This is a genomic window from Methylovulum miyakonense HT12 (genome assembly GCF_000384075.1).
Classification (GTDB): Bacteria; Pseudomonadota; Gammaproteobacteria; order Methylococcales; family Methylomonadaceae; genus Methylovulum; species Methylovulum miyakonense.
Genome location: NZ_KB913025.1, coordinates 2872490 through 2898301, shown reverse-complemented (window position 1 = coordinate 2898301; position 25812 = coordinate 2872490). Strand labels below are relative to the sequence as shown.

Here is a 25812-nt window from a genome sequence, read left to right as displayed (position 1 = left end):
ACGACACCTTCCTATAGTTGGATTCCAGAGAAAGCCATGAAGCCAAGCGACATCAGACCCGCAGTAATAAAGGTGATACCCAAGCCTTGCAAACCTGCTGGAATATCACTGTATTTGAGTTTTTCGCGAACGCCCGCCATGACGGTAATGGCTAACGCCCAACCTAGGCCACTTCCAATTCCGTAAGTGACACTTTCGCCGAAGTTGTAATCACGCTCAATCATGAACAAACTACCCCCTAAGATGGCGCAGTTCACAGTGATCAAAGGTAAAAAGATACCCAAGGCGGAGTACAAAGCCGGAAAGAACTTATCTAAAATCATTTCCAGAATTTGCACCAAGGCCGCAATCATGCCAATGCAGCTTAATAAAGCCAAAAAGCTCAAGTCCACGCCCTTAATGCCTATCCAAGACAAAGCATCCTCTTTCAGCAGGGTGTGGTAAACCAAATTATTGGCAGGGACTGTAATGGCTTGGACCACCATAACAGCGACCCCTAAACCCATCGCCGTGGAGATTTTTTTCGACACCGCAATAAATGTGCACATGCCCAAAAAGAAGGACAGTGCCAAATTTTCAATAAATACGGCTTTTACAAATAGACTGATATAGGCTTCCATTAGTGATGCCCTCCTTCACCGTGGGCAATCGCCATAATTTTATATTCCACCTTTTCAGATTGTTCCGGTTTCCATTGACGGACAGCCCAGATGATCAACCCGATGATGAAAAATGCGCTAGGTGGCAATAACATCAGGCCGTTAGGGTCATACCAGCCACCATCTTTGGTCAATTGAAAAACTTCATTGCCCAACAATTTACCGGAACCAAAGAGTTCACGGAAAAAAGAGACGATGACCAAAATAAGGCTGTAGCCTAAACCGTTACCGATACCATCCATGAAACTCTCCAAGGGAGGGTTTTTCATGGCATAGCCTTCGGCACGGCCCATGACGATACAGTTGGTGATAATCAAACCAACGAATACCGACAATTGCTTGCTGACATCATAAGCAAAGGCTTTCAAAATTTGATCAACCACAATTACCAATGACGCAATAATCGTCATTTGCACGATAATGCGGATGCTACTAGGGATATGGTTCCTAATCGCGCTGATCGCCGCACTGGAAAATGCTGTCACCAGCGTTAACGCCAACGCCATAATCAATGAAGTTGACATTTGCGAAGTGACCGCTAACGCCGAACATATCCCCAAAACCTGTAGGGTGATCGGGTTATTGTTGACTAACGGCTCAACCAATACTTTTTTTGTTTCATCATTCAGTACTGCACTCATGAGACACCTCTTTTAACCGTTGTTCTAACTTTACTCAAATAAGGTGCAAAACCTTCTTTGCTCATCCAATATCTGATCAGATTTGAAACACCCGTACTGGTCAAAGTTGCACCGGCAAGGCCATCAACCTGATATTGTGAACCGGGCTTGCTGTTGTCAACCACACCCTTGATCAGGGTCAATGCAGGCTCACCCACATCGGCTTCAGTTATCAAGCCTTTTTCAAGAGAAGGCTGGTCGGTTTCGGCATAGACTTTTTTGCCTTTCCACAACGCACGCCAGTTAGGGTTGACCACTTCGCCACCCAGCCCCGGAGTTTCCGCTTGGTCATAAAAGTTGATGCTTTGTACAGTCTGGCCGTCGGGATCTAAAGATAGGAAACCGTACAGGGTAGACCACAAGCCATAACCATTAATAGGCAAAATAATAGATTTGATGCCGCCCTTTTCTTTGACTAAAAACACTTTTGCATATTTGGCCTTAATCCGGATATGGGCTATATCTTTATCTTTTGGAATCGCCACGCTTTGCGCAGGATCTTTAGCCGCCTTACGTTGGTCATATTCGGCAGCATTGATGCTATCGATGTATTCACCACTTTCCAAATCAACAATTTTGGGCTCAATCTTCTCGGCAAAGGCCGCATCAATATCACTACCTGGTTCAAGCAGGCCTGCCACATCAAGAATGTTCTTCTTCATGTCCAGTTCTTTATTATTGATTTGCAAAGGTTTCAAGGCGACCGCGGCAAAGGCGACAAAAACCGCACAGACCAAACATAATGACAAGGCAATGGCGATAGTTTTTTCCAAACTGTCATTGCCTAAGGCCAATATCTTATCGCGGTAAACTTTAAATTTTTCGTAATTCTGGTTCAATGTTTCGTTATTAAGCATGGCGTTTCATCCTTCTTCTGATATTGGCCTGGATGACGAAGTAATCAATCGTAGGCGCGAACATGTTAGAGAACAGAATTGCCAGCATAATACCTTCTGGAAACGCAGGGTTCACTACTCTGATTAATACGGTCATACCGCCGACCAGGGCACCAAATATCCAGCGCCCCGTGTTGGTCATCGCGGCACTAACTGGGTCTGTCGCCATATACACCATACCGAAGGCAAAACCACCGACGGTCAAATGCCAGTACCAAGGGAAAGCAAACATCGGGTTGGTGTCGCTGCCAATGACATTAAACAACAATGAAGTTGCCACCATGCCCAAGAATACGCCCGCCATAATGCGGTAAGAAGCGACACGGGTATATAAAAGGAATGCCGCTCCGATCAGGATTGCAATGGTGGAGGTTTCACCCAAACAACCCGGTTCGAAACCGAACAAGGTTTGCACCCAACTATAATGGGCATTGTAAACCGCTTCCAAACCGCCGTTAGCAGCCAACCCTAATGGGGTAGCGGCAGTATAACCGTCGACAGCCACCCAGACGGAGTCGCCGGAAATGGAAGCCGGATAGGCAAAATACAAAAAGGCCCGGCCGGTCAATGCAGGATTCAGGAAGTTTTTGCCTGTACCGCCAAACACTTCCTTACCGATAACGATACCGAAAGAAATGCCCAAAGCAACTTGCCATAATGGCATGTCTGGCGGCATGATCAGCGTGTACAACATTGAAGACACCAAAAAGCCTTCGTTGACTTCATGCCCGCGCACGGTGGCGAACAACACTTCCCAAACGCCGCCAACCGCTAAGGTGACGAAATAAATCGGGAAGAAATACAAAGCCCCGTGTACGATGCAAGACAGGGGGTTGGCAGGATTGTAGCCAAACACCATCATCGGCAAACTGCGCCAATTGTCTATTTTCTCCAAACCCATCGCTTCCATTGCCACATTGGCCTGATAACCCGTGTTATAGATGGCCATCAAGACACAGAACAATGTTGCTATCACCACAAAAGTCATTGTCCGCTTCAGGTCATTACCATCCCGGACATGCGTAGTGCCGCGTGTTACAGAAGCGGGGGTGTAGATGAAAGTATCCACCATCTCATAAAGACCGTAGTACTTTGCTAATTTACCGCCTTTTGTAAAATGCGGCTCTATGCTATCTAAAAAATCTCTAGCCGACATTATCCTTCCTTCTCAATTTTAGTTAAGTTCGCTCTCAGCACAGGGGCAAAATCATGTTTGCCTGGGTCTACGAAGGTGAATAACGCAACATCTTCTTCGATGAGCTCCAAACAACCCAGTAATTGAGCCTGATCTGAATCACCCACAAGCAACGATTTCAATAATGGTGTAGGCAAAATATCCAAAGGCATGACCGCTTCATAAACACCAACCGGAACGACCGCACGGTTGCTGCCATTCTTATCTGTCGTCAATGGAAATTTACGGTTATCTTTACGGTCAACGCTGGAAGTGTAAACGTTAAGGGCGGAATACTTGTCCTTGCCTGGAACGATCCAGCCAAATAACTCACGGGCACGCCCTTCTTGCAACGCCGAAATTTGGTTGCTGTAAAAGCCCAAATAAGCCGCCCAATCGCTAGCTTGATGCCCATACAGCACAGAACCAGAAACAACCCGGCTTTCTACCGACTCATCCAATTCGGACGCAACCAAATCATCTGTATTGGCCCCCACGCGGGTACGTACCAAACGTGGATTTTTAACGGTAGGGCCCGCCAATGACACAACCCGCTCGACATTCAATTTACCTGTAGTGAATAAGGCACCAATTGCCATAACGGCCTGGTAATCCAAATGCCAGACAAATTTATCAATATTGACGGGATCAATTAAATGGATGTGCGTGCTAGGTAATCCAGCAGGATGCGAGCCCGAAAAATCAGCCATGGTGATTGAGGCATTACCTGTAGGCACATCACTGCCCGTAGCCTTACAAACGTAAGTTTTGCCATCGGTCAATTTGGAAATGACCGTCAGGCCATTTACAAAATCAGCAGGGCGTTCTTTAATGATAACGGCAGGGTCAGCGCCCAACGGACTGGTGTCGATTGCCGTAACAAAAATGGAACTGGGCTTGCTGTCAACCGCAGGCGTTTTTCCATAGGGACGCGTCCGGAACGCCACCCATAAACCAGAAAGGATGAGATTTTCTTTAATTTGCCCGACACTTAAAGCATTTAATTCCGCTTCATGGTATTTTGCAAAAGTTTCCTCTTCCTTACCTTTCAATTCGATAATGACGGATTGCAAAACCCGTTTTTCACCACGATTGATCGCTTTAACAATACCCGCGCCTGGAGCGGTAAAATTGACCCCAGGATTTTTTTTGTCACTAAAAAGTATTTGGCCTAGTTTAACCTTATCCCCTTCACTAACCATCATTGTAGGTTTCATGCCTACAAAATCCATACCCAAAACAGCGACTGATTTGACAGGGTTACCCTGCTCAATCACTTGTTTTGGCTCCCCCGTAATCGGTATATCCAAACCTTTTTTAATAGTAAATTGCATAGTTGAAGCCTACTCTCCCAACAAGTTGCGGCGAAACCATCCCCTCATTTTAAAAACCGATAAAACAAGAAGCGCATTAAGATGTGTAACACTTTTCATTACATCACAAAAATCTTGCTTTCTCAACTCTACAAAGGCAACTTCCAGCGTCGAGGGGGGGATGTGAGCAACGTATTTACTATAAAAAAGAGTTATTAATTCAACACACTACAGGAGAAACATCAAAAAAATAGAAAATAGGGAACTTAACCTGGAGGCCAAGTCATTTGGCGGCCACCCAATAAATGCAGATGCAGATGGTAGACCTCCTGCCCGCCTTTTTTATTACAATTGATATTGACGCGATAACCATCTTCAGCCAGCCCTTCTTGCCTGGCTATGGTAGTGGCGGCCAACATTAACTGCCCTGCCATTTCATGGCCACCCAAGTCATTTAAGGTCGCCACATGCCGCTTAGGGATAACCAAAACATGCACGGGGGCTTGCGGGTTTATATCCCTAAACGCCAGGACATTTTCATCCTCAAACACAACCTCAGGCTTGATAACACCCGCAACCATCTTGCAAAAAAGACAATCTGACATAATAGATACCTTTCGTATTTAAAAAACTTTACGGTCATTAAACGCATGGGACAAAGTCCCGCTATCAATAAATTCCAGCTCACCGCCCATCGGTACGCCATGCGCAATCCGGCTGGCTTTTACTTGATGTTTACGGGCCAGTTCACCTATAAAAAACGCCGTGGCCTCGCCTTCAACCGTCGAATTGGTGGCCAAGATAAGCTCCCTGATGCCCCCCGCTGACAACTGCCGCCGCAGCAAATCCAAGCCCAACTCATCCGGGCCTATGCCATCCAACGGCGACAACCGCCCGTGCAGGACAAAATACAGGCCTTTAAAGACGCCGGTTTGTTCGACCACCCAAACATCCGCAGGATTTTCGACGATACAAACCAACCCCGTATCACGTCCGGCATCGGCACAAACATTGCACAGATCATCTTCAGTAAACGTACGGCACTGGCGGCAATAATTGATATTATCTATGGCAAGCAACAACAGCTCAGCCAATCGCCTGGCACCCTGACGGTCACGTTGGAGAACATAAAACACCATACGTTGCGCCGTTTTCGCACCCACACCCGGCAAACAACAAAAGCTTTGGATTAATTGCCCTAACAGGCCTTTTTTGGACATCTTAAAAAGGCATTTGAAAACCGGGCGGTAAGGGCATGCCCGCAGTCAATGCCGACATTTTATCCTTTTTCATCTTGGCGACCTTGTTGACCGCGTCGTTAATGGCGGCGGCCACCAAATCTTCGAGCATATCCTTGTCTTCGCCAACCAATGACTCATCAATCGTCACTTTTAAGGCTTCGCGCTTGCCGCTCATGATGATGGAGACCAAGCCACCGCCTGATTCGCCTTGCACTTGCATTGAAGCAATTTCTTCCTGCGCTTTTTTAAAATCTTCCTGCATTTTTTGCGCTTGCTGCATCAAATTTCCTAACGGGTTTTTCATTTTCTCTCCTAAATATCTCTAAACAGGCTCAATGGAGCCGGATAAAACCCTGGCGTCAAAGTGTTCTTTTAAAGCCTGGACATTTTCGTCTGAATTAATGGCATCAACCGCCGCCTGCTGCCGGTCTTCGCGTTCCTTGTGCAATTGTTTGGCGGGAGTGTCTACGGTGATCTTCTCGGCGTTGATAATTAGCTTAACGGGCTTGCCACAATAAACATGCAACGCTTTTTGCAGCTTTTCTTCCGCCACCGCACCACGCAACTGCAAATGCCCAGGATCCAGCCTCAAGGTACAGGCTTTATCGTCTAGGCTTTCCAGGACACAATTGTTGGCAAGCTCACGGGTCATGCCCCCCAACCTCATGGTGGCAATCATATCCATCCACTGGCTTGCAGGCCGCCCCAGTGGCGCTTCCTTTATTGAAGGTTCAATCCCAATGGCCTTACCCAGCGGTAGGCTAGCTGGCGGGTAATGTTTTTGCGCCATAGGTGTGGCCACACCTGGAATTGGGGCGGGGGCAGATATGGCTACCGGCTGGACAGCCGGGCCACTTATTGTTGCCGGGTTGAACGCCAACATCCGTAAGATGACCATCTCAAAGCCGCTGCGCTGGTCGGGCGCCAGATCCAAATCACGCTGACCTAGCAGGCCAATTTGATAATACAGCTGCACATCTTCGGGCTTAAGCGCAGCCGCCAATTCGGCGACCCTATCCCCGTCAAAATCTTGCCCGACCGATCCGGGCAAATATTGGGCTAAGGCAACCCGATGCAGAATTTGTAGGATTTGCGCCAACACATCACTGAAATCGCTAGTCAAATCCGCCATTTCATTGATTGTGGCAAAGATAGCGGCGGCATTTTGGTTAGCCAAGGCCAATAAAATTTCGGCAACTGGCTGCCGGGCAATCGTGCCCAACATGGCATGCACATCATCCAGCGTGACGCTGCCTGCACCAAAAACGATGGCCTGATCCAGCAAGCTTAAACCATCCCGCATACTGCCATCGGCGGCACGGGCAAGCAATTTTAAGGCGGCAACCTCAAAAGCGATGTTTTCCTGCTCCAAAATGACACGCATTTGCGCAAGGATTTGCTCAGGCAACAAGCGTTTTAGATTGAATTGCAGGCAACGGGACAGGACGGTGACGGGGATTTTTTGCGGGTCGGTGGTCGCCAATAGGAATTTGACATGGGGCGGCGGCTCTTCCAAGGTCTTTAACAAGGCGTTGAAACTGTGCCCGGACAACATGTGCACCTCGTCAATCAGATAGACTTTGTAGCGGCCTTGATTGGGTGCGTATTGGGCATTGTCGAGCAAATCACGGGTGTCTTCGACTTTGGTGCGGGAGGCGGCATCGACTTCAATCAGATCCAAAAAACGGCCTTCGTCAACTGCCCGGCAAATAGGGCAAACACCGCAAGGATTAAAGTCTTGGAGATTTTCGCAATTGATGGCTTTAGCCAGAATCCGTGCTAGCGTGGTTTTTCCGACACCGCGGGTTCCGGTAAACAAATAGGCATGATGCAAACGATTATGGGCAAGGGCGTTGGTTAACGACTTGACCACATGTTCTTGTCCGACAACTTCTGTGAAATTAGAGGGACGCCACTTTCGGGCGAGAACCTGGTAATTCATTGCAGGCTCGATTGATAGTGCTTGATGGGGCGGCGATCGTACCAGCCACATCCCGGCACACGAATCTGCTGTTACCGTTGCTCCCTTCCGGACCTGGCGGGGTTCACAGCGTATCGTTGCGGGAGGACCGGCACGATCACCATAATGATTAGCTTTAGCAGCTAAAGGCCGCCTATTATGTACGGATAGTGGCGACAACACAAGCGATATTGATATATTTCTTCTTAACCAGCCAATTTGCGGTGGCACGATTAATCGCATCCACTGCTTGGCACCGATGTAACTGGTGTATCATATCCAGACAAAAATGCCGTAAGGCATCACCTTTATTTATGAAACACAGCACCCGGCCTTATACACCCACTGTCAAATGATGACTAAAAAACACCTTGCCTTATCGGCCCTATTGGTCGCCGTATTGGCCACCACGGCAGTACAATTCTTCCCTAAAACCATCCAACCGGCCGGGATCACCCCGCCCTCCACCGTTTACAATCGTTCGGAAGAAACCAGCAGCGTCGAAAAACCCTGTTCCAACGAACATCCGGAATGGCGCGAAGCCCAAATGATTGAAGGCGTGGACATCGCCCCCGCCCCCGCTTGCGAACCTGACAACCCTTACGAAGTGGCAACTTCGGTCAAAGGTACCAATAATGTCTCCATGATGACTTTGATGCAGACCGATTTGGCACAAGATGCCCTAGTTATGGGTGAGGATGTCGATAACGATGGTGACCCCGATGAAATCCACATCAAACTGGAAGTCGTGGAACTCAACGGCTCCAGCCCTGATGGCGAATTCCTCATCAACACCTACCCGATTGCGCCCGGCATCCAACCTGGCTTATGGGTGTATGCGCCTAAATCACGCGGTATGGCCTTGAAAAATTTCAATTCCGTAGTCGCCATCCCCATGCTACGCGCGCCCTCCCCCACTATCCGCGTCGAGCAAGGTGACAAAGTTTTTATTACTCTGGAAAACACCCACTATCTGCCGCACACCATCCATTTGCACGGGGTTGACCACGCCTTCCACAATTCCAAAGGCGAAGATAATGATGGCACAGAAGAACACGCCGTGTTCCCGGGCAAAAGCCACACTTACGAAATCCAACCCCGCCATGCAGGGACGATGCTCTATCACTGCCACGTCCAAACCGCCCAACACTTTATGATGGGTTTACATGGCATGTTTGTCGTTGAAGAAAACCATCCGAATAACTGGGTGCAAACTTTCAACGTCGGCGCAGGCCAAGTCCGCCATCCTTCTGTCGGTGTGAAAAATACCTACAGCCAAGAATATGATCTGATCTACCAATCCATCGACAAAAAACTGTCGCAAATCATCCAGAACGCCAACGATCCACGTTTGGTCGCGCAACGCATGAGCCGCGATTACAACATGACCGAATCGTTTGAAAATTATTTCTTGCTTAACGGGCATTCTTTCCCTTATACATTGCGCGACGGCATAATTGCCGTCAATGACAATGAAAACATCAAACTACGCATCGCCAATGTGCAACGCTCGCCCGTCGCCATCCATTTTCACGGCCATAAAGCCACTATCACCGCTTATGATGGCGTCGACCAAGCGGAAGTGGCCCGCATCACCCGTGACGTGTTCGACATTGCCCCCGCGCAACGGATAGATTTGCAGCTGTCCACACAAAACAACGGCGTCAATAGCTACGGCCCCGGTTTATGGATGTTCCATGACCATGTCGCGACTGGCACGACTAGCGACGGCATGGAACCGGGCGGCAATATGGCAATTTTGGCCTATAAACCGATGCTGGACGAAAACGGAATGCCGACCATGCACGATGACTTGTTGAACGAAGTGTTCAGCAAAGATTATTACGCCAAAAAGCAGGCCTTATGGGCGCAAGGCGATTTTAAGCACTTGCTGGGTGACGCGGGCCTGATTGTCCCGCCGTATTGGCAAATTATTTTATTTGGGCTGGCGGCTGGTTTATTGATCGGCTTGGCCTTAGTTTTTACCCTGAAACGTAAGCAGGCTTAAGGACATGCAGAAGAATACAAGACCAAACTACACCATGAAATTAATCCTGATTTTTAGCTTGTTGTTAGCCACCCATTTGGCAAACGCCGAAGGCCATCACCACACGGGCATGGTGATGGATGAAAAAGGCATGATTATGAACGACAACCCCGACAAATTGCCGCGTGACTGCACCAAGCTCTCGGAAACCGTCGACATCACCATCCATGCCGGACAACAATACGCCACCAAATTCAACGGCAAAATGTTCGCTTTTGACAAGCAAGAGTGGAATGTCAAACCTTGCGCCAAAATCAACATCACCTTCATCAACGACGACCAAATCCGCCACCAATTGATGATCCACGGCTTGCCAGGGTATTTGTATCCTGACGGCATGTTCCATCTGGAATTGAACGGTGCGGGAAAATTGCAAGCCTCGCTGATACTGCCCAGCCAGAAAAAAACCTATCTGGTGCATTGCGAGCTGCCGCAGCACATGGAAAAAGGCATGAAAGCGCAACTGAAAGTCGATGGCGGCGACGGCGATTTGCCCAGCATCCCAGGCATCAGCGCGGCGGTGAATGCCGATGATTATCCGGTCGATTGGACACACACCAATCTCGCGCTCCTTTTGCTGTGCGTGTTGGCGGGTTCTGCCCTGCCTTTGTTGATCTTAAAACTGACAGGGGCGCGCCACTAACGAAAGCGAAACGAAGCCGCCGAACCTTGATAAAAAAACGAACCCCAAAACCGCCAATGGGCGGCACATCCCACTTGACTGGCCTGTCAGTACCGGCAACACGGCCAAGGCCAAACAACCACCGGCCAAAAACGATTGATTTTGCCCGTTTTAGGGCCAGCACCAAACCCGCGAGGCTGGGCGTCACCCATACCCAAACGGAGGCAACAGGCCCACCGCGTCGGCACGGAACGAGAAGCAACTTGGCCTAAAAATCCCAACAACCGCAGAGAGAGGGGCTTAAGGTTAAAACGTAAGCCCGAAGCAAACCCAAAAACTGCCCGCAACCACCGAACTTGACGAAGGCAAACCGGAACCTGAAACCATTACTAACGTGCGCTTCATTCCTCGCATCCTATCGGCCTTAAGGCCGGGCCATGCGGTGCCTGCCGAAACCATAGGCCGCGATCCCCACCGCCCACAGGGCGATGCTGCTAGGTTCCGGCACACTGGCCGGCCCGCCGGGGATATCTATGGCACTGACTAGCATCTGGTAAGGGCCGCCGCTATTGGGGTACACGCCGAGCTTATTGGAATAACGCTCGTCGGCCACGCCCGTCCCGCTAATGTCGGTCGACCACGACCAGTTCGCCGAGGAACCGCCGGAAGCGACGACTTTGATCCAATAGCGGGTGTCGGCCGCCAAATCGATGACCCCAAAACCTGACAGATCGATCAGCTTCAGTGTGCTGCCCAACAGGCTGTCGCTGATTGTCCCCAAGTTGGCCAAGAACGAACCCGATTTGAAGGAACTATCGCTGAAGAGTGAAACCGTCAGGCTCCCCGTCGAGCCAAGGTTATCACGGGACAGCGCCAGCTTCACATCGCTCAGTCGTTCTGCCTTGGGACTAAAGAAGGAGTCTGCGATGGGGCCTACGCCATGGACAGGATTGATAGAATCGACACCGGAGGATTTGGCCAAGGTAGAGTTGTCGTACAGGTGGGTGTCAGTCCTGGTGGTGACCTGCATCTGGTAAGGGCCGCCGCTGTTGGGATACTCGCCCAGTTTATTGGCATAACGCTCGCCCACCACGCCCGTCGTTCCGCTGAGGTTTGAGGACCACGACCAGCTTGCCGAGGAATTGGCGGAACCTGTGACCTGAATCCAGTAACGACTGCCGATGGTCAGGTTGACCGGAGCGAAATTAGAGAAATCATACGTACTGAGCGTGCTGCCCAAGGTGCTGTCATTGAACGTCCCCAAGGTGGCCACGGTCGAGCCGGGCGTGAAGGCGTTATCGCTGAGAAGCGAAACCGTAAAGCTTCCCGTCGAGCCGAGGTTGGCACGGGACATATCCAACTTAATATCGGTCAGCCAATCCCCGGCACTGTCGGTAAAGGAATCGGCCGCGGGGCCTATGCCGATATTGGAGTTAATGGAGTCCACGCCATTGGAGCGGGAAAGATCGAGATTATCGTAGGCGATTGCCGTCGCCGCTTGTGCCATTGTCGATGCGATGCAAGCAAAACCGAGCACGAAGGTGCCGATAGCCACGCGGATGGTGCTGGTAGCTGGAGATTGGTTGATGGACATAGCGGCTCCAGAAATTATTAAGGTTGCAAAAACAAAAAGCCGGGTAGGGTGGGCGCGGATCTATCGCGCCCACCGATTGCTCCGGGTTCCGGTGGGCAAGCAAAAATACGCTTGCCCACTCCACCCTACCCTGCTTATCTTGTGGAGCCTAAGGTTATGGGGCACACGGCCATCTTGTTCGCTAATCAAAAACCAACACCCACAAAAAATCCCGTCAACCCATCGTTTACGATGAGTTTGACGGGCTTTTTGTTTGAATCTGGTTTGGAATTCCGGCTTAACGCCAGAAATACGGCGGATTTATTTGCCGTATTTTTTGCGGAATTTATCAACGCGGCCAGCGGTGTCAACCACACGCTGTTTGCCTGTGTAAAAAGGATGGCAAGATGAGCACACCTCAATTTGCAGGTCTTTCGCAATGACCGAGCCAGTGACAAATGTATTACCGCAACCGCAAGTTACCGTAATTTGTTTATAGTTAGGATGAATATCTGGTTTCATATCGCTTCACATTACCCACAAACGGGCTAGTCCTGAAAAAACCACCTATAATACGGTTTAACGCTAAAAACCACAAGCTACAAATGACCTTATGCGCATAATCACCTTAAATACCAACGGCATCCGTTCGGCGGAACGCAAGGGCTTTTTCACTTGGATGCAACAACAAAACGCCGATGTGGTGTGTATCCAGGAAACGAAAGCGCAACGGCACCAATTGCCCACCGATATTTTTCATCCTGAGGACTACCATTGTTTTTACCACGATGCCGAAAAAAAAGGTTACAGCGGCGTGGCCTTGTTCTGTAAGCACCCACCGGATGAAGTCAACCACGGCATAGGCTGGCCTGATTTTGATTCGGAAGGACGTTTTATTGAAGCGCGTTTCGGAAATTTGAGCGTGATTTCCTTATATTTACCCTCCGGCTCATCGGGAGAAGAGCGGCAAGCCGTTAAATTCGATGTCATGGCGCGACTAAAACCTTATTTGGACACTCTCGCCGCGAGCGGGCGCGACACCATCATCTGCGGCGACTGGAATATCGCCCATAAAGAAATCGACTTGAAAAACTGGCGTGGCAACCTGAAAAACTCCGGCTTCTTACCAGAAGAACGTGCCTGGTTCGACGCGTTGGTGACAGGCGGACACTGGTACGACGCTTTCCGGCAGGTCAATCAAGAAGCGGACCAGTACACCTGGTGGTCAAACCGAGGCCAGGCCTGGGCTAAAAATGTCGGTTGGCGCATTGATTATCAAATCATCAGCGCGTCTTTGAAGGAGAAAACCCAATCTGTCAGTATTTATAAAGACGAACGCTTTTCCGACCATGCGCCGCTGATTATGGACTATGATTATCCCCTGTGAGCGCATCTCGCCCATTTTTTAATGCCACAACATCCAGCCATTAAACTTGCCCGTTAACTTTTCTGTATAATCAACCGCTTTTAACCGTTGTCATCCCAATGCAGAGACCTTTCAAGATCATCGGCATCATCGGCAAGCCCAGCGACCCGCGCATTACCGCGACATTGGACTTGCTTTATGGCTATCTGAAAGCCGCACACTACACGGTGATTATTGAGCAAGACAGCGCCGGATTTATCAAAGGCCCTGCCGTGGAGGCGTGCCCGATTGGGACGATTGGGCAACATTGCGATTTGGTGATTGCCGTTGGCGGTGACGGCACTTTTTTATCGGCGGTACGGGCGGTTGTCGCTTATGACATCCCCATCATCGGAATTAACCTCGGAAGGTTGGGCTTTTTGGTGGACATCTCGCCAAACGAGTTGCCGGAAAAGCTGCACCACATCCTGCAAGGCCATTACACTGAAGAAAAGCGTTACCTGTTACGGACCAAGATTATCCGGGAAGGACAAATTATCCATGAGGAAACGGCGGTCAATGAAGTGGTCATCCATCGCTGGATCACACCCAGCATGATTGAGATCATCACTAAAATTGACGGGGTGTTTTTAAACTCCCAGCGTTCCGATGGCCTGATCATCTCCACGCCCACGGGCTCAACCGCCTATTCGCTGTCGGCGGGCGGGCCGATTTTATCACCCTCCCTGAACGCGCTAGTGCTAGTCCCGCTCAACCCGCATACCTTATCGAACCGCCCTATCGTTATCGCCGACAGTTCAGAAATCGAAATCAGTTTCTGCCAAACCAAACAAATCAATGCCTTGGTCACTTGCGACCACATCGAAATCCCAAAAGTGCTGATCAGTGACAAGATTTTAATAAAACAGGAACCTAAACCGATTAGAATCTTACACCCGGAAGGCCATGACTTCTTCTATATCCTCAGGAACAAATTAAACTGGAGCAGTGGCTACCACACATCCCCGCCATGTTAGTGAACCTTACGATTATCGACCTTGCGGTCGTGAAAATGCTCGACCTGGATCTGGACAAAGGCATGTCGGTATTGACCGGCGAAACCGGAGCCGGCAAATCCATTTTATTGACCGCCTTGGGATTGGCTTTGGGCGATAGGGCCGATTCCGGTTATGTGCGCCCCGATTGCAAACGCGCGGAAATTAATCTGGAGTTTGACTTAAGCGACGCGCCGCTGGCGCAACAATGGTTGCAGGACAATGACCTTGATGACGGGCAGCAATGCCTGGTCCGGCGGGTCATCAGCAGCGACGGGCGTTCGAAAGCCTATATCAACAACCGTCCGGCGACCTTGCAATCCTTGCAGGAACTCAGCGAAAAGCTGGTTGAAATCCACGGCCAACACGCCCATCTGACCTTGCTCAATAATGACGAGCAACGCCGCTTGCTGGATGTTTACGCAAAAAACCAGCCCTTGCTGGACGAGCTGAACGGCTGTTTCCGGCACTGGCAACACACCCATAAGGAACTGAACGCCTTACAAAAAGCGGCTTCAGAGCAGACCGAACGTGAAGCCTTACTGCGGTATCAAATTGACGAATTGCAACAGTTGGAGCTGGCGAATTTCAATTACGCCGCCCTCACCGAAGAACACGACAAACTGGCGAACTTAGGCGAAATTCTGGCGTCGGGCCAGAGTTTGGTCGATACCCTGTATGAAAATGACCAAGCCTCCGTGCTCACCCTGTTGGGGCATAGTTTGTCAGAACTGGCGCACATCGCCCGTTACGCGCCGGAACTCAATGAAATCTCAGCGATGTTAACGGAAGCGAAAATCCAAACCGAAGAAGCCGCATTGCAATTGCGGCGGTTTTTGGAAGCGCAAGAAGCCGACCCACTCCGCCTTAACGCCGTGGAAAACCAGCTCGGCATCATCCATCAACTCAGCCGCAAGCACCATGTCGCACCAGAAGAATTGCCTGTGCAGCTAGCCAAATTGGAACATGAACTCGACAATTTGACGCATAGCAGCGAACGCATCGAAGCATTAAAATTGCAGACCGGGCAATTGTCAGGGCAATACCATCAGCTCGCCAAGCAATTGTCCGGGCGGAGGCAGGAGCGTGGCGCCGAACTGCAACAGCGGATTTCCGACGTCATCAAAGAATTGGGGATGCCTAACGGCGAATTTGTGGTCGCTGTCAACCCGCAAGCAGGTGACCTGCCTAAGCTAAACGGCACGGACAAAATTGAGTTTCTGGTCGCCGCCAATCCCGGCTTGCCACCGAAACCGCTGGCGAAAGTCGCTTCCGGCGGCGAATTGTCGCGCATCAGCCTTGCCATCCAGGTCACCACCGCCAATGACAAAACCACACCGACGATGATTTTTGACGAGGTCGATTCCGGCATCGGCGGCGGCATCGCGGAAATAGTCGGGCAAAAACTGCGCCGCTTGAGCCATAACCGCCAAGTCTTATGCGTCACGCATTTGCCACAAGTCGCCGCGCAAGCGCACCACCATCTTTTTGTCTCGAAAAACAACCAAACCGACATCACCTCCTCAAGCGTCCGTTCACTGGACGATGGGGAACGCGTCACTGAAATAGCCAGAATGTTGGGCGGCGTCAATATCACCGCCAACACGCTGGCGCATGCCCAAGAAATGTTGGCGACAGGTCTGTCCCAAGCCGCACCCGACGGATGACGGGCCATCCGCAGAGCGCGGCGAGCAAACCAACGCCCCGTTACCGGGGGCTTGTTTTAAAACAAACAGGCGCCCGATCCCCAGAAAACCGGGGGAATTTTAAACCAACCCAGGAGTATCAATGACACGCTTTCCAGCCGAATGGGAAACACAATCCGCCGTCTTAATTGCTTGGCCCCACCAAACGGGCGATTTTAGCAACCGCTTGGCCACAGTCGAGCAATCTTATGCCTTTATCGCCAACACCATCAGCCAATACCAAATGCTGGTCATTGTCTGCAAGGATACCGTCCACGAACAGCATATCCAAGGCCTGCTAGGTGGCACCGGCAACATCCGTTTCATCCACGCCCAAACCAACGACATTTGGGTGCGTGACACGGCGTTTTTGACTGTGGAACAGGACGGGCTCCCTACCCTGCTTAACTTCACGTTTAATGGTTGGGGCGAAAAATATCCGCACGATTTCGACAATGCGCTGAACCACACCCTGTTAAACCATGCGTTATTCCAAGCCACGCCACACCAAGACATAGCCTTTATCCTGGAAGGCGGCAGCGTCGAAAGCGACGGGCGCGGCACGGTCATGACCACCAAGCAATGCCTATTAAACCCTAACCGCAACCGTGGCTTAAGCCAACAAGACATCGAAAGCCAACTGCGCCAACATTTCGGTGCGGAACGGGTGTTATGGATAGACCAACCTAATTTGTCAGGCGATGACACCGACGCGCATATTGACACGTTGGCAAGGTTTTGCACGGCCGACACCATCGCCTACACCAGCTGCGACAATGAAAATGACCCGCATTACGCCAGCCTGAAAAACATGGAAGCGCAATTGCAAGCCTTGCGCACAACATCGGATGCGCCTTACCAGCTCATCCCATTGCCCATGCCGCAACCGGTTTTTGATGAAGAAGGCCAGCAATTGCCCGCCAATTATGCAAATTTCTTGATCATCAATAGTGCGGTCATGGTTCCGGTTTACGACGACCCCAATGACGCTGTCGCCCTGCAACGGCTGGCCGGATGCTTCCCAAACCACACCCTCATCGCCACGCCTTGCCGGCCCTTGGTGCACCAATATGGCAGCCTGCATTGCATGACCATGCAATTTCCGGAACGGGCACTGCACGGGGTTTAACCCAAACGCTTCAGTTTTCCAACGTTCGCCCAGGCTTTTCTAATTTATCAAAATAAGTCCCGAAAAATTGGGCGGACGCCATTCTCGACCACATTCATTGTATGTTGCCAAAGAATTCACTATGATTGCCCCTCTGTAAACTCCCCTCTTTTAATAACAACAGCCTTACAACAAACCATCAGGAGATAAAATGAAACTAATAACTGCAATCATTAAACCATTCAAAATGGACGATGTGCGCGAAGCTTTGTCTGAAATTGGTGTGGCTGGGGTGACAGCAACCGAGGTCAAAGGCTTCGGGCGGCAAAAAGGCCATACCGAATTGTATCGGGGGGCGGAATATGTCGTCGATTTTCTGCCCAAGGTCAAATTGGAGATTGCCGTGGCGGACAATGTGCTGGAAAAGGCCATTGACGCGATTGTCAAAGCCGCCAATACCGGCAAAATCGGCGATGGTAAAATTTTTGTGACCAGCCTGGAACAGGTCATCCGCATCAGGACTGGCGAAACTGGCGAGGATGCCATCTAATATCACACAAGGATGTCTAATGTTCCCAAATAATAATTATAAAAGCCTGCTCACAGGCTTGTGCTTACTGCCCGGGCTGGCCTGTGCCGATGGCATCAACCAGGCCAATACCGCTTGGGTGCTAACGTCCACGGCGTTAGTTTTGTTCATGACGATCCCAGGCCTGTCACTGTTTTACGCAGGCCTGGTGCGCAGTAAAAATGTCTTGTCAGTTTTAATGCAATGCTTTGCCATCACATGCTTAGTGTCCATTTTGTGGCTGGCGGGCGTCTACAGTTTTATTTTCAGTGATGGCGGCAGCTTCCAAAAGGTTATCGGTGGCGCGTCCAAGATATTTGTCTCCGGCATGGACACCTCCTCGCTCACTGGCGACATCCCCGAAACGGTTTATTTTATGTTCCAAATGACCTTCGCCATCATCACGCCCGCGTTGATTGTCGGCGCGTTTGCCGAACGGATGAAATTCTCGGCGATGTTATGGTTTAGCGCTTTATGGCTGGTTGTGGTTTATCTGCCGGTGTGCCACTGGATATGGGGTGGTGGCTGGCTGGCGGACCTGGGGGCGATGGATTTTGCGGGCGGCATCGTCATTCACGTCAACGCCGGCATCGCCGCCTTGGTTTCCGCTTTGGTGTTGGGTAACCGTAAAGGTTTTCCAACCACCGCCATGCCGCCGCACAATATGACCATGGTGGTCACAGGCGCGGGTATGCTATGGGTCGGTTGGTATGGTTTTAACGCTGGCAGTGCGCTGACGGCGGATGGCCATGCAGGCATGACAATGCTGGTCACGCATATCGGTGCGTCCGCGGGGGCATTGACCTGGATGGCCATCGAATGGAAACGGTTTGGTAAACCTAGCGTATTGGGCATCGTCACGGGCATGGTCGCAGGATTGGGCACAATCACCCCGGCATCGGGCTTTATCGGCCCTTTTGGTGCCTTGGTCATTGGGGTCACTGCCGGTTTTGTCTGTTTTTATGCGACCCAATATGTCAAGCGCTCCTTAAAAATAGACGATTCATTGGACGTGTTCCCTGTCCACGGGATTGGCGGAATCACCGGATCACTATTAACAGGCGTATTTGCCGCCAGTAATTTCGGTGGCTTAGGCCTTAAAGATGGCGTGTCCATTTTGCAGCAAGTGGGCGTACAAGCGCTGGCTATAGTCGTCACCATTATCTGGAGCGCATTGTTCAGCTACCTGATTTTGAAAATGCTCGATGCCTGGCTAGGGCTGCGCGTCAGTGCCGATGAAGAAGTGCAAGGATTGGACACCGTCCTTCACGAAGAAACAGGATACCTTGATTTATAACCGGCTTCCTGGACGCATTTATCTAAAAGGCGGCGCTTTAAACCGTTGAGTGCCGCCTTTTTTGTTTATAATCAAGCAGAATAAATGCTGAAAAAACTTTCCTCCTATGGATAGCCGACATTCCGCCCTTTTCATCCTAAAAACCCTGGCAATTATTGCCAGCATCATTACGCTGACGGCAGTTATCGCTGTCTACAGCCTACCTCCGCTATTAACCCAGCAATTGCCCCGCCTTATTGAACAAAAAACCGGCAGGCAGTCTTCCATATCCGCCATCAACATCCGTTTATCGCCGTTCTCTATCGGCTTACATGATTTTGTCATCCGTGAGAAAAATGGGCGGCCATTTATTGCTTTTGAGGAATTGTCAGTCCAACTTGACCTAAAGCGGTCTTTCCAGCAAAACGCCTTAACCATCAACGAAATATCGCTAAAAAAACCGGAGATTTACCTGGCCCGGCAAAAAGAGGGTGTGTTCAATTTCCAAGATTTATCACAACCGGACAGTGAACCTAAAAAGGATACTGGCACGGTGTTCCCAGTGGATATTGACAAGCTTTCCGTAACCGAAGGCAAGTTGGTATGGGAAGATGCCCAATCCACGCCCCCCTGGATAGAAACCGTGACCCCCATGCAGTTTGTCGCGGAAGGGATCAGCACCCGGATCAGCAAACCTGCAAACCTCAGTTTGACCTTCTCCCTGCAATCGGGCGGCCATGCCGTCTGGCATAGCCAACTGGGTTTAAGCCCCTTTAGCAGCCAAGGCCGCCTCGAATTTGACCACCTTAACTTGGCCAAGATTATCGACCGGTTCGCACCTAAAAGCGGCCTTAGTATCAACGGGGATAATGCACTGGCGGTAGACTATGATGCCAAATATGCGGAAGACAAACTGACATTAGGCGTCTCTAAAGCCACCCTTGATTTGCGCGATATTAGCTACACGCAACCAGGGAAATATATCAAGGCGGCTGACTTTAAACATGAAACCGCATTGGCTTTTGTTTATTCCGGACAGGGTTGGCAACTGGACGCCAAAACCGCCAAAACCCAAAGCAACGATCTCCAGGCTGAAGACAAGCTACTCGGCAAGCTTGCCCAACTTAATGCCGATGCCAGTTATCAACTGAGCGGTAGTAACGGCCACTTAAATTTAACTATTAATGATGGCTCTTTAAGCATTAAAGGCTTGGGCATAAGTGACCAAACGAAAAGCCTTGCTTCCTTCCCTATGACAGAAGTGCGGGGATTCCAAGCCAACCTGGACAAACACACCTTTAAGGCCAATGCCCTGGCCATCAAGGATGCGGACATCAATGCTTGGTTAAATGCAGACAGGACCATAAATTACCAGGCCTTGATAGCGGCGGATAACGCGCCGTCACCCACAACAGCCTCGCCTTCGCCTAAGGTGGGCTGGCAGATTGATATTGGCAACATAGCTTTAGACAATTGCGCCATCAACTTTGAAGACCGGACCCTGCCCAAACCCACCACATTGGCGCTACACCCAATCCATTTAAAATTGGACGGATACAGCAATAGCCCCGCCACCCGGTTACCCTTCGAATTAAGCGCAGGGGTGAACAAAAACGGCCTGGTCGCCTTAAAAGGTGAGGTTTTATTGGCCCCCTTCAGCACTAAGATCGCCACCACCGTCAAAAATATCGATCTGGAAAAATTCCAACCCTATTATGACCAATTCATCCGTTTGGACATTATCGACGGCATGTTGAATGCCGACGGTAATTTATTTCTTAAACAATCCGCCGCCAACCCCGTCGATATCCAATTCAATGGCAACGGCAGCATTGACGATTTGCTGATCCGTGACCAACGCGTGCATAAAGACCTCCTAAAATGGGGGAAGTTATCACTGAACAACATGGTGGTCGATGTGCCAAGCCAACGTTACACCGCAGGTGAATTGGTCATCAACAAACCTTATGCAAGGGTCACCATAAGAAAAGATAAGACGGTCAATTTCTCGGACCTATTGGCCACCCAAGAGAATCCTGACAAAACCGTTACCATACAGAAAAAAACCGATGGCAACCGCCCTTATTTCAAACTGGGCAAAGTCCAAATTATTGATGGCTCATCGGACTTTACCGACCTCTCCTTATTCCTGCCTTTTTCCGCGCACATCAAGGGTCTCGATGGCGGGGCAAGCGGCGTCTCTTCAGACAAAAACAGCCAAATCCAAGTCGCTTTAAAAGGGAATGCCTATGATCTGGCTCCAGTGGACATAAATGGCCAAATCAGCCCCTATCTCGGCGAATATGATACAAAAATCAACTTCAACGGCTTGCCGATGCCCCTGGTATCGTCTTATATGGTGCAATTCGCTGGCTATAAAGTCGAAAAGGGCAAAATGACATTAAACCTTCACTACCAAATCGCTGATAAAAAGCTGACGGCCTCCAATCATTTCTTAATAGACCAGTTCGAGCTCGGTGAGCGGATTGATCATCCTGGCACCGTTTCCTTACCCATTAAATTCGCGGTCGCCTTGCTTAAAGATGACCGTGGGAAAATAAAAATCGATGTGCCCGTTTCCGGCAATCTTGACAGCCCCCAATTTAATATCAGGGCCGTCATCACAGATGCCTTGACCAATACCTTTAGCAAAATCATCAGCTCACCTTTCAGCGCCTTGGCGTCACTTACACGCCACGAGGAAAGCAATTTGAGCACAATCCATTTTAAAGCCGGCAACGCGACATTGGACAAGGTTGAACAGGCCAAACTCAATGAAATCGCCATAGCCTTACGCGCCCGCCCGCAATTGATGCTGGACATAAAAGGCTCGGCTATTGAAGGGCAGGACTGGCCGGCTATCAGCGATGACGCCCTCTACGACCAACTTAAAATTCGCCGCGCCGACGAGATAAACAAGGAAAATTCCCGGAAAATACGGCCTGAATATGTCGAGATTTCCAACGACGATTACCACCGCCTAACCGCAGATATGTTCATAGAAAAATTCCCCTTGCTGGCTGAAAAGTCACTGCTGGGCATCCCCCAATTGAAAAACCCCAAAGCGGGACAACAATTTTATGAGGTCGCCAAACAAAAGCTACAGGGCATCATCAATCCAGAACAGGAACGTTTAAAGGAACTGGCAAATGACCGGGCCCGGGCTATCGCCAAACACCTCGTACAGCAAGCGGGCATCGCCCAAGAACGTATTTATATATTAGATTCGGTAGTCGACACTAATAAAGACACAAAAGAAATCGCCAGCCTATTGTCTTTGAAAGTAAATTAGTGATAAATATCACACTCAGATGACTTAAGTGCCCGCCACGTCTGTTTAATTGTGGTTTTTCCGCTAGAATTAGCGTCAAGGCGCGGCCCTATGCAATTCAGCCGGCCAAATTTATCAATCCCCAAGTTTTTATTTGATATGCTATTTTTTTCAAGACCACGCCATGTAAAATAGGGTTCTGTCTGATCTCCGAATTAACTGTTTGTCACCAGTTTTTCTTAATCTCCAAAACCAATTGCATAATTTTTATGCATCTCAAAAAAAGACTACTATACTTTTCCGAGCTAACTCGTTTTATGGTTGCGTTAAATATTAATACAGATGAAAGTTATCATCTATGGATCACATCATGGTCACGTTTTTTAAGGATATGTTATGAGATGGTTTAATCATAAACAGAACACTGTTCTGAGTATTGATATAAGTACCGCGGCGGTAAAATTGCTGGAATTAAGCCGTTTAGGTGTCCGTTACCGGGTAGAAAGCTATGCGGTCGCGGCTCTGCCAAAAGATGCGGTCATTGATAAAAACGTCGCCAACGTCAACATGATCGCGGACACCATTAAAATCGCCTTAAAACAGTCCGGCACCAAATTAAAACAAGCGACCGTCGCTGTGGCCGGCTCGTCGGTGATGACCAAAATCATCACTATGGACGCATCTTTAAGCGAAGACGAAATGGAAGAGCAGATTATGATTGAAGCCGACCAATATGTGCCTTACTCGCTTGACGAAGTGAACTTTGATTTTGAAGTGCAAGGGTTCAACGAAAGCAACCCGGAAATGGTTGATGTCCTGCTTGCCGCATCCAGACGTGAGAATGTCGAAAACCGCGTCGAAGCCCTCGCCAAGGCGGGCTTGAAAACGAAAATCGTCGATGTTGAGGCCTTTGCAATGGAAAATGCCTTTTCTTTGCTTGCCGAACAATTTGCCGATTCCATTGAGGGCCAAACCGTGGCCATTGTGGATATAGGCGCAACCATTACAACCTTAAACGTCCTCCATAATAGCCGTAATATTTACACGCGTGAACAGGGCTTCGGCGGCAAACAGTTAACTGAAGAAATCCAGCGCCGCTATGGGCTTTCCTACGAAGAGGCCGGTTTGGCAAAACGGCACGGTGGTTTGCCTGACAACTACTCGACCGATGTATTGGATCCTTTCAAAAGGGCGATGGTCCAACAAATCCAACGCTCCCTACAATTTTTTGTCTCTTCAAGCGCGAACAGGAGCATAGACAGGATCATTCTGGCCGGAGGCTGCGCCTCAATTCAAGGTGTTGACCAACTGATTGAAAAAAACTTAGGCATCCCGGTTTACATCGCAAACCCTTTTGTAAACATGAAGCTATCCAACAAAGTAAAGCCTCAAACCTTGAGTAATGATGCGCCCTCAATGATGATTGCCTGTGGTTTGGCATTAAGGAGTTTTGACTAATGGCGAAAATTAACCTCTTGCCTTGGCGGGAAGAGCTACGTAAGAAGAAAAAACAAGATTTTTTAAACTCTTTGGCGTTAGGCGCCCTCGTTGCCATCATGGTCCTCGGAATCATCCATACCTACATTGAAGGTTTAACGTCATATCAAGAACAAAGGAACAGGCTGTTACAAAACGAAATTGCCTTGCTTGACAAAAAAATCGTCGACATTAACACCATTGAAGAAAAGAAAAGCAAGCTCCTTGCCAAAATAGACCTTCTGCAAAAACTTCAAGAAAGCCGCCCTGAAATTGTGCATTTATTTGATGAAATCCCTAGGATCACGCCAGATGGTGTTTTCCTAAATAAGTTCACCCAGCTCGGCACAGACTTGACATTTGAAGGCAAATCCCAATCCAATGCGCGCGTCTCCGCGATGATGAGGAATATTGAAGCCTCAGAATGGTTGAATTCCCCTACCCTTAATATTATCAAGTCGCCCGATAAAGCCAACCTTGAATTATTGAGCGATTTTACCTTGCATGCAAAACAGGGCAAAAAAGCCACCGAAGCGGAGAAAAAACTTAAGGATAACAAAACCAAAATCCCAGCGGCAAGTACGAGAGGCCAATCATGAATCTGTCAGATATTAACTGGGATTTTAATGCCGCAGGACAGTGGCCTTGGTCAGTCAAAGCCGGGGCAATTTTTCTTGTCAGCGCAACTGTTTTGGGCGCGGGCATTTATTTCCATACCGTTGATCAACTTAAGGCCCTGGATGCGGTTGAGCATAAAGAACAAGAATTGAAATCCAGTTTTGAAACCAAGCAAAGGAAAGCCGTCAACCTCGAAGATTATCAGGATCAGTTGAAGCAAATTGAAGCGGAACTTTATGAAATGATCCGGCAAATGCCAACGAAAGAAGAAGTGGCCAGTTTACTGACTGACATTTCCCAAACGGCACTGGCTAGCGGGCTGGAAATCAGATTGTTCAAACCCAGCCCGGCAATCCACAAAGATTTTTACGCTGAATTGCCAATAAGCATTGAAGTTATTGGCAAATACCAAGAACTTGGTTTATTTGTTAGCGGCTTGGCCTCTTTGCCCAGAATTGTCACTTTGCATGATGTCAGCATCGTTCCCCGGGACAAAGAAAAATCCCCTAAAGATGCCAAAGCTCCTAAAACAGGCGAAATGCAGATGAAAGCCACAGTAAAAACATATAATGAAAGCACTGAAGCATCCGCCCCACCGTCAAAAACCGTGGCCGGCAAAAAAAGAGGTACTAAGTGATGAAGGATGATCAATTACATTTGAGATGCCACAAACAGGCAAAGTTACACCTCAGTTATGTTTTTATTTTTTTATTGTTACCTGGTTGCGGCGATACTGATTTTGCAGATTTAAAAAAATACATCATTGAAGTTAAAGCAAGGCCTAAAGGGGCTATTGAAAAGCTCCCCGAAATTAAAATGGTCGATCCCTACGTATTCCCCGTAGACACATTACGTGACCCTTTTAAGCCACTGGAAGAACCGGAAACTTTTCAAGGTGAAGGGCCTAATACAGGTAACGGGCTAAAGCCTGATTTCACCCGCCGCAAGGAAGAATTGGAAGCATTTCCACTAGATGGCTTAAAAATGGCAGGAACCGTCGTAATGAAATCAAAATTATGGGGATTGGTGAAAGCCAGTGACAAAACAATACATCGCGTTCAAGTTGGAAATTATATGGGCAAAAATTTTGGAAAAATCATACGCATAAGTACGGAAAAAATTGAATTATTGGAAATAGTACCTGATAAACCAGGGACATGGCGCGAGCAACAAACTTACTTAGCGTTGACACAGTGATTTTGGGGACAAAGAATGAAAAATAAACAAGCTAACATGAAGTTGAAA

At 49.2% G+C, this 25812-nt stretch carries 24 protein-coding genes and 1 other RNA gene; 13 read left to right on the top strand and 12 right to left on the bottom strand.

Annotated elements, in window-relative coordinates:
• Positions 1-11: 11 nt before the first annotated feature.
• From nqrE to ffs, 10 genes are all read right to left on the bottom strand, one after another.
• Positions 12-620 (bottom strand): NADH:ubiquinone reductase (Na(+)-transporting) subunit E, encoded by a 609-nt coding sequence (gene nqrE / locus METMI_RS0114425; RefSeq protein WP_019867002.1) that lies wholly within the window; start codon positions 618-620, stop codon positions 12-14.
• Entirely contained in the window at positions 620-1300 is a 681-nt protein-coding gene (locus METMI_RS0114420; RefSeq protein WP_019867001.1) for an NADH:ubiquinone reductase (Na(+)-transporting) subunit D, read from the bottom strand. The genes nqrE and METMI_RS0114420 overlap by 1 nt, the downstream gene beginning before the upstream one ends.
• Positions 1297-2196, bottom strand: a complete 900-nt coding sequence (locus METMI_RS0114415) for a Na(+)-translocating NADH-quinone reductase subunit C (RefSeq protein ID WP_019867000.1) — start codon at positions 2194-2196, stop codon at positions 1297-1299. The genes METMI_RS0114420 and METMI_RS0114415 overlap by 4 nt, the downstream gene beginning before the upstream one ends.
• Positions 2189-3391, bottom strand: a complete 1203-nt coding sequence (locus METMI_RS0114410) for an NADH:ubiquinone reductase (Na(+)-transporting) subunit B (RefSeq protein ID WP_019866999.1) — start codon at positions 3389-3391, stop codon at positions 2189-2191. Before METMI_RS0114410 ends, METMI_RS0114415 begins: the two co-directional genes overlap by 8 nt.
• Positions 3391-4743, bottom strand: coding sequence for a Na(+)-translocating NADH-quinone reductase subunit A (locus METMI_RS0114405; protein WP_019866998.1), 1353 nt, complete (start codon positions 4741-4743; stop codon positions 3391-3393). The genes METMI_RS0114410 and METMI_RS0114405 overlap by 1 nt, the downstream gene beginning before the upstream one ends.
• Positions 4744-4988: 245 nt before the next feature.
• Positions 4989-5327 carry a histidine triad nucleotide-binding protein gene (locus METMI_RS0114400; protein ID WP_029151717.1) on the bottom strand — a complete coding sequence of 113 codons (339 nt, stop codon included), beginning with the start codon at positions 5325-5327 and terminating at the stop codon, positions 4989-4991.
• Between the two features lie 18 nt (positions 5328-5345).
• Positions 5346-5942, bottom strand: coding sequence for a recombination mediator RecR (gene recR / locus METMI_RS0114395; RefSeq protein WP_019866996.1), 597 nt, complete (start codon positions 5940-5942; stop codon positions 5346-5348).
• A gap of 1 nt (position 5943) precedes the next feature.
• Positions 5944-6267: a YbaB/EbfC family nucleoid-associated protein gene (locus METMI_RS0114390; RefSeq protein ID WP_019866995.1), complete on the bottom strand. Its 324-nt coding sequence runs from the start codon at positions 6265-6267 to the stop codon at positions 5944-5946.
• An 18-nt stretch (positions 6268-6285) separates the two neighbouring features.
• Positions 6286-7905 carry a DNA polymerase III subunit gamma/tau gene (dnaX, locus tag METMI_RS0114385; RefSeq protein ID WP_029151716.1) on the bottom strand — a complete coding sequence of 540 codons (1620 nt, stop codon included), beginning with the start codon at positions 7903-7905 and terminating at the stop codon, positions 6286-6288.
• 36 nt (positions 7906-7941) lie between these two features.
• Positions 7942-8038: signal recognition particle sRNA small type (gene ffs / locus METMI_RS26305), an RNA gene on the bottom strand.
• A 237-nt stretch (positions 8039-8275) separates the two neighbouring features.
• Here ffs and METMI_RS0114380 point away from each other — a divergent pair.
• Together METMI_RS0114380 and METMI_RS0114375 are read left to right on the top strand one after the other, a co-directional pair.
• Positions 8276-9931, top strand: a complete 1656-nt coding sequence (locus tag METMI_RS0114380) for a multicopper oxidase domain-containing protein (protein ID WP_019866993.1) — start codon at positions 8276-8278, stop codon at positions 9929-9931.
• A gap of 34 nt (positions 9932-9965) precedes the next feature.
• The gene (locus tag METMI_RS0114375; RefSeq protein ID WP_019866992.1) at positions 9966-10613 is read left to right on the top strand and encodes a cupredoxin domain-containing protein; all 648 of its coding nucleotides are present in this window, start codon (positions 9966-9968) and stop codon (positions 10611-10613) included.
• A 403-nt stretch (positions 10614-11016) separates the two neighbouring features.
• On the opposite strand, the gene METMI_RS0114370 is transcribed toward METMI_RS0114375, so the two are convergent.
• Both METMI_RS0114370 and rpmE read right to left on the bottom strand, forming a co-directional pair.
• Complete coding sequence (locus METMI_RS0114370) at positions 11017-12186, bottom strand: choice-of-anchor R domain-containing protein (RefSeq protein ID WP_019866991.1); 1170 nt, start codon at positions 12184-12186, stop codon at positions 11017-11019.
• Positions 12187-12486: 300 nt separating this feature from the next.
• A complete protein-coding gene (gene rpmE / locus METMI_RS26300; RefSeq protein WP_083930330.1) occupies positions 12487-12687 on the bottom strand; it encodes a 50S ribosomal protein L31 in 201 nt (66 codons plus the stop codon).
• Between the two features lie 91 nt (positions 12688-12778).
• Between rpmE and METMI_RS0114360 the strand changes: the two genes are divergently transcribed.
• From METMI_RS0114360 to METMI_RS0114310, 11 genes are all read left to right on the top strand, one after another.
• The gene (locus tag METMI_RS0114360) at positions 12779-13552 is read left to right on the top strand and encodes an exodeoxyribonuclease III (protein WP_019866989.1); all 774 of its coding nucleotides are present in this window, start codon (positions 12779-12781) and stop codon (positions 13550-13552) included.
• 98 nt (positions 13553-13650) lie between these two features.
• The gene (locus METMI_RS0114355; RefSeq protein WP_019866988.1) at positions 13651-14547 is read left to right on the top strand and encodes an NAD(+) kinase; all 897 of its coding nucleotides are present in this window, start codon (positions 13651-13653) and stop codon (positions 14545-14547) included.
• Positions 14541-16232, top strand: coding sequence for a DNA repair protein RecN (recN, locus tag METMI_RS0114350; protein ID WP_019866987.1), 1692 nt, complete (start codon positions 14541-14543; stop codon positions 16230-16232). The genes METMI_RS0114355 and recN overlap by 7 nt, the downstream gene beginning before the upstream one ends.
• 121 nt (positions 16233-16353) lie before the next feature.
• A complete protein-coding gene (locus METMI_RS0114345; RefSeq protein ID WP_019866986.1) occupies positions 16354-17379 on the top strand; it encodes an agmatine deiminase family protein in 1026 nt (341 codons plus the stop codon).
• A gap of 190 nt (positions 17380-17569) precedes the next feature.
• Positions 17570-17908 (top strand): P-II family nitrogen regulator, encoded by a 339-nt coding sequence (glnK, locus tag METMI_RS0114340; RefSeq protein WP_019866985.1) that lies wholly within the window; start codon positions 17570-17572, stop codon positions 17906-17908.
• A 19-nt stretch (positions 17909-17927) separates the two neighbouring features.
• Positions 17928-19223: an ammonium transporter gene (locus tag METMI_RS0114335; protein WP_019866984.1), complete on the top strand. Its 1296-nt coding sequence runs from the start codon at positions 17928-17930 to the stop codon at positions 19221-19223.
• Between the two features lie 106 nt (positions 19224-19329).
• The gene (locus METMI_RS0114330; RefSeq protein ID WP_019866983.1) at positions 19330-22494 is read left to right on the top strand and encodes a DUF748 domain-containing protein; all 3165 of its coding nucleotides are present in this window, start codon (positions 19330-19332) and stop codon (positions 22492-22494) included.
• A 375-nt stretch (positions 22495-22869) separates the two neighbouring features.
• Positions 22870-23931, top strand: a complete 1062-nt coding sequence (locus METMI_RS0114325; protein ID WP_019866982.1) for a pilus assembly protein PilM — start codon at positions 22870-22872, stop codon at positions 23929-23931.
• Entirely contained in the window at positions 23931-24548 is a 618-nt protein-coding gene (locus tag METMI_RS24180; protein ID WP_019866981.1) for a PilN domain-containing protein, read from the top strand. Before METMI_RS0114325 ends, METMI_RS24180 begins: the two co-directional genes overlap by 1 nt.
• On the top strand, positions 24545-25204 hold the full coding sequence (locus METMI_RS0114315; RefSeq protein ID WP_019866980.1) for a type IV pilus inner membrane component PilO: 660 nt from the start codon (positions 24545-24547) through the stop codon (positions 25202-25204). Before METMI_RS24180 ends, METMI_RS0114315 begins: the two co-directional genes overlap by 4 nt.
• Complete coding sequence (locus METMI_RS0114310; protein WP_019866979.1) at positions 25204-25764, top strand: pilus assembly protein PilP; 561 nt, start codon at positions 25204-25206, stop codon at positions 25762-25764. The genes METMI_RS0114315 and METMI_RS0114310 overlap by 1 nt, the downstream gene beginning before the upstream one ends.
• Positions 25765-25812: the final 48 nt, after the last annotated feature.

What these genes read in the sequence shown, in the direction of transcription:
- dnaX (WP_029151716.1), bottom strand. Translation starts at nt 7,905, where the DNA reads ATGAATTACCAGGTTCTCGCCCGAAAGTGGCGTCCCTCTAATTTCACA.
- METMI_RS0114375 (WP_019866992.1), top strand. Translation starts at nt 9,966, where the DNA reads ATGAAATTAATCCTGATTTTTAGCTTGTTGTTAGCCACCCATTTGGCA.
- recN (WP_019866987.1), top strand. Translation starts at nt 14,541, where the DNA reads ATGTTAGTGAACCTTACGATTATCGACCTTGCGGTCGTGAAAATGCTC.
- METMI_RS0114330 (WP_019866983.1), top strand. Translation starts at nt 19,330, where the DNA reads ATGGATAGCCGACATTCCGCCCTTTTCATCCTAAAAACCCTGGCAATT.
- METMI_RS0114355 (WP_019866988.1), top strand. Translation starts at nt 13,651, where the DNA reads ATGCAGAGACCTTTCAAGATCATCGGCATCATCGGCAAGCCCAGCGAC.
- METMI_RS0114390 (WP_019866995.1), bottom strand. Translation starts at nt 6,267, where the DNA reads ATGAAAAACCCGTTAGGAAATTTGATGCAGCAAGCGCAAAAAATGCAG.
- METMI_RS0114315 (WP_019866980.1), top strand. Translation starts at nt 24,545, where the DNA reads ATGAATCTGTCAGATATTAACTGGGATTTTAATGCCGCAGGACAGTGG.
- glnK (WP_019866985.1), top strand. Translation starts at nt 17,570, where the DNA reads ATGAAACTAATAACTGCAATCATTAAACCATTCAAAATGGACGATGTG.
- METMI_RS0114325 (WP_019866982.1), top strand. Translation starts at nt 22,870, where the DNA reads ATGAGATGGTTTAATCATAAACAGAACACTGTTCTGAGTATTGATATA.
- METMI_RS0114310 (WP_019866979.1), top strand. Translation starts at nt 25,204, where the DNA reads ATGAAGGATGATCAATTACATTTGAGATGCCACAAACAGGCAAAGTTA.
- recR (WP_019866996.1), bottom strand. Translation starts at nt 5,942, where the DNA reads ATGTCCAAAAAAGGCCTGTTAGGGCAATTAATCCAAAGCTTTTGTTGT.
- METMI_RS0114400 (WP_029151717.1), bottom strand. Translation starts at nt 5,327, where the DNA reads ATGTCAGATTGTCTTTTTTGCAAGATGGTTGCGGGTGTTATCAAGCCT.
- nqrE (WP_019867002.1), bottom strand. Translation starts at nt 620, where the DNA reads ATGGAAGCCTATATCAGTCTATTTGTAAAAGCCGTATTTATTGAAAAT.
- METMI_RS0114335 (WP_019866984.1), top strand. Translation starts at nt 17,928, where the DNA reads ATGTTCCCAAATAATAATTATAAAAGCCTGCTCACAGGCTTGTGCTTA.
- METMI_RS0114370 (WP_019866991.1), bottom strand. Translation starts at nt 12,186, where the DNA reads ATGTCCATCAACCAATCTCCAGCTACCAGCACCATCCGCGTGGCTATC.
- METMI_RS0114360 (WP_019866989.1), top strand. Translation starts at nt 12,779, where the DNA reads ATGCGCATAATCACCTTAAATACCAACGGCATCCGTTCGGCGGAACGC.
- METMI_RS24180 (WP_019866981.1), top strand. Translation starts at nt 23,931, where the DNA reads ATGGCGAAAATTAACCTCTTGCCTTGGCGGGAAGAGCTACGTAAGAAG.
- METMI_RS0114345 (WP_019866986.1), top strand. Translation starts at nt 16,354, where the DNA reads ATGACACGCTTTCCAGCCGAATGGGAAACACAATCCGCCGTCTTAATT.
- METMI_RS0114405 (WP_019866998.1), bottom strand. Translation starts at nt 4,743, where the DNA reads ATGCAATTTACTATTAAAAAAGGTTTGGATATACCGATTACGGGGGAG.
- rpmE (WP_083930330.1), bottom strand. Translation starts at nt 12,687, where the DNA reads ATGAAACCAGATATTCATCCTAACTATAAACAAATTACGGTAACTTGC.
- METMI_RS0114380 (WP_019866993.1), top strand. Translation starts at nt 8,276, where the DNA reads ATGATGACTAAAAAACACCTTGCCTTATCGGCCCTATTGGTCGCCGTA.
- METMI_RS0114415 (WP_019867000.1), bottom strand. Translation starts at nt 2,196, where the DNA reads ATGCTTAATAACGAAACATTGAACCAGAATTACGAAAAATTTAAAGTT.
- METMI_RS0114410 (WP_019866999.1), bottom strand. Translation starts at nt 3,391, where the DNA reads ATGTCGGCTAGAGATTTTTTAGATAGCATAGAGCCGCATTTTACAAAA.
- METMI_RS0114420 (WP_019867001.1), bottom strand. Translation starts at nt 1,300, where the DNA reads ATGAGTGCAGTACTGAATGATGAAACAAAAAAAGTATTGGTTGAGCCG.